The organism is uncultured Campylobacter sp., from assembly GCF_938031315.1.
GTDB lineage: Bacteria > Campylobacterota > Campylobacteria > Campylobacterales > Campylobacteraceae > Campylobacter_B.
Genome location: NZ_CALHHT010000078.1, coordinates 1 through 2631 on the forward strand (window position 1 = coordinate 1; position 2631 = coordinate 2631).

Sequence of the window (2631 nt, forward strand, 5' to 3'; positions counted from 1 at the left end):
GATGAAATTTTAAAATTTAGCCGCCTTTTTTATATCAAAATTTCATTCAAAATTTCAGGTGTGATTTTAAATTTAAAGCGCGGCGAAAGCAGTTTCGCCCGCCGCGCCGTGGAATTTACGCCGAATACAAGCTTATTTATCGTGTCCTTGCAGATACGCGATCGCGCTAAGTGCGGCAACCGCGCCGTCACCTGCCGCGCAAACGACCTGCTTAGGCGCATCCTGCCTCATATCGCCCGCCGCAAATAGCCCGTGTACGCTTGTTTGCATCTTTAAATTTACCGCGACCTGTCCGCCCGGCGTGATGTCGCAGATAAACTTGCCGCTTTCGTCTTTTAGCACCTCGTTTCGCACGTCAAGCCCCACGAATACGAAGATCCCAGGCAGCTGCAGCTCGCGCGCGGCGCCGCTTGTTTTATCCTTGACTACGACGCCAGTTACGCCGCTTGCATCACCCTTGATCTGCTCTACAAGCGCGTTTGTGATGAGCTCAATATTCTCACTTTCGCGCACCTTTTGCACGGTCGAAGGCGCGGCGCGAAACTCATCCCTGCGGTGGATCAGATAGACTTTAGAGCAAATTTTAGCTAGATACAGCGCTTCTTCTAGCGCCGTATCGCCGCCGCCGAGAACGGCAACCTCTTTGCCCTTGTAAAAAAATCCGTCGCAGGTCGCGCAGGTACTGACGCCGCGACCGAAAAACTCATCCTCGCCCTCAATCCCCGCGCGGCGCGGAGTAGAGCCCGTAGCGACGATAACGGCACGCGCGCGTCGTGTTTGATCGCCCTCGAGATAGATCGTAAAATTTCCGTCGCCGTCTTTTGAGACGCGCAGCACGCGCACCATCTCATGCTTTAAGCCAAAGCGGAAGCACTGCTCCTGCCAAGGCGCCATAAAGCTCATCCCGTCGGTTACCGCGGCGACGCCGGGATAGTTTTCCATCTCAGAGCTTGAGGTGATCTGCCCGCCGGGCATCCCCATCTCAAACATCACGACGTCCTTTAAACCGCCTCTTGTAGCATAAAGCCCCGCCGCTAGCCCCGCAGGGCCGCCGCCGATAATTGCTAAATCTAACATTTTTTCTCCTTAATTATTTTATTAAGTAAAGCCGCAGGTATTAAATTTACGAATTTAATTAATAAAACGATGAGTGGAAGGGAAAAGGGCGAAAGCCGCCCTTTTAAAATTTACAGAAGCGAGTTTAGTTTGTCGGCTATGATCTGCTTAGATTGCGCGCCGATGAGCTGAGCTTTTAGCTCGCCGTCTTTGAAAAATAGAATCGTAGGGATCGAGCGGACGCCGAACTGCACCGCAAGATCCTGCGCTTCGTCGGTATTTACTTTGCAAATTTTAGCCTTGCCGTCGTAATCGTTCGCAAGCTCCTCGATGATCGGGGCGATCATACGGCACGGTCCGCACCAAGGCGCCCAAAAATCGACTAGCGCGACACCCTCTTTAGTAACATCGAAATTCTCCGAAGTAAGCTCTATATACTTTCCCATAATGTTCTCCTTGTGTTAAAATTCTGCGGATTATAGTTAACTATCTTAAATAAATAATAAAAATTCTAATTTAAAAAGATATGTTGGCGATAAATTTTATCTGCTTTGGATAAACTTCCACGACGTCGATCTGCCACGGCTCGTCCGTATCGCAGCTCATCAGATAAAATTCCGCCGCCTTTAAAATTTTAGCCATCTTGACGCCAGTCACGCGCTCTGCGGCGTCATAATCGCCGCTCGTAGCTTTTACTTCTACAAAGTGCAAAATCCCGCCCTTACGCGCGATTATGTCGATCTCGCCGAAGCGACAGCGGAAATTTCGCTTTAAAATTTCAAACCCTTCGCTGCGTAAAAATTCCGCCGCACGGTCCTCGCAGGCAAAGCCGAAAAGATATTCTTTTAAGCTCAACTTAGCTTTCGATCCTGATCATAAAAGGCTTTTGCGTAATAAAATTTTCGCCGCCGATCACGCTTATAGCGCGCTTTATGTCCTTCTCACAGCACGTATGCGTCGTGAAAAACAGCGTCACTTCCTCATCCGTTTTGAGCTTCGGCTTTTGCAAAAAGCTGTCGATCGAAAGATCGTTTAAGCTCATAATGTTCGTAAGCTTCGCAAGCACGCCCTTTTCGTCGCGCACGCGCAGCCTGAAATAATACTTCGTGCGGATCTGCTCGCTAGGCAAAATTTGCATAAAATTTTCGCTCGGCAAAATTTTATAGCCGAGCATCGGATTTTTGTTATCGCGCGCAATGTCGATGAGATCGCTTATAACCGCACTTGCCGTAGCGCTACCGCCCGCGCCGGGGCCGTAATACATACTCTCGCCGACGCAGTCTCCGTAGATGCTCACGCCGTTCATCACGCCGTCGACTTTTGAGAGCATTTGATCCTTTGAAATGAGCGCAGGATGGACGCGCAGCTCGACTTTGTTGTCGCACGCGCGCTTAGCTACCGCAAGCAGCTTGATTATGAAGTCGAATTCGCGCGCAAAATAGATATCCTCCTGTGTGATCTCCTCGATCCCCTCGATTAGGATATCTTCAGGATCTCCGTGCACGCCGTATGCGATGCTAGCTAAGATCAAGAGCTTATGCGCCGCATCAAACCCGCCGATGTCGAAGCTAGGAT

Annotated in this window: 4 protein-coding genes; all 4 read right to left on the reverse strand. The window is 50.0% G+C overall.

Translation table 11 applies throughout. The annotated features are described in order from the left end of the window. Positions 1-132: 132 nt before the first annotated feature. On the reverse strand, positions 133-1077 hold the full coding sequence (gene trxB / locus Q0236_RS02150; RefSeq protein WP_297914509.1) for a thioredoxin-disulfide reductase: 945 nt from the start codon (positions 1075-1077) through the stop codon (positions 133-135). A gap of 110 nt (positions 1078-1187) precedes the next feature. Continuing rightward, the gene (gene trxA / locus Q0236_RS02155; RefSeq protein ID WP_005869718.1) at positions 1188-1502 is read right to left on the reverse strand and encodes a thioredoxin; all 315 of its coding nucleotides are present in this window, start codon (positions 1500-1502) and stop codon (positions 1188-1190) included. Between the two features lie 70 nt (positions 1503-1572). Beyond that, entirely contained in the window at positions 1573-1911 is a 339-nt protein-coding gene (locus tag Q0236_RS02160; RefSeq protein ID WP_297914512.1) for a YraN family protein, read from the reverse strand. 1 nt (position 1912) lies between these two features. Beyond that, the coding region (locus Q0236_RS02165; RefSeq protein WP_297914515.1) for a homoserine dehydrogenase at positions 1913-2631 on the reverse strand (719 nt) is incomplete at its 5' end.